Origin of the sequence: Mesorhizobium sp. (assembly GCF_004962925.1) — a bacterium.
Lineage (GTDB): Bacteria > Pseudomonadota > Alphaproteobacteria > Rhizobiales > Rhizobiaceae > Mesorhizobium.
In genome coordinates this window covers 5178-5446 of record NZ_SUEO01000310.1, presented here as the reverse complement: position 1 = coordinate 5446, position 269 = coordinate 5178, and the positions used below count along the sequence as shown (strand labels likewise).

Genomic DNA, 269 nt, shown 5'->3' with positions numbered 1-269 from the left:
AGCACGCGCTGGACGCCGTCAGTCAGAGCCTCGTTGCGGCCGTCGAGCACCTCGGTGAACAGCTCGTTGAGCAGCCAGGCGAACTCGGCCGGCAACTCGTACCCGGCTACCGCTGCGGTGAATTCGGCATGCGAAATCCTGATAAAGCGGATGTCACGACCACTCGCCTTGCAGATCTCGGCGACGGCGTCGGCGAAGCTCAGCAGCCGTGGCCCGGTCAGCTCGTAGAGCTGGCCGACATGGCCTTGCCGGGTAAGCGCCGTCACGGC

1 pseudogene is annotated in these 269 nt (G+C 65.8%); it reads right to left on the bottom strand.

The window, feature by feature from the left end:
• Positions 1–269 (bottom strand): annotated as a pseudogene (locus E5W87_RS33590) (NmrA family transcriptional regulator); the annotation flags it as partial.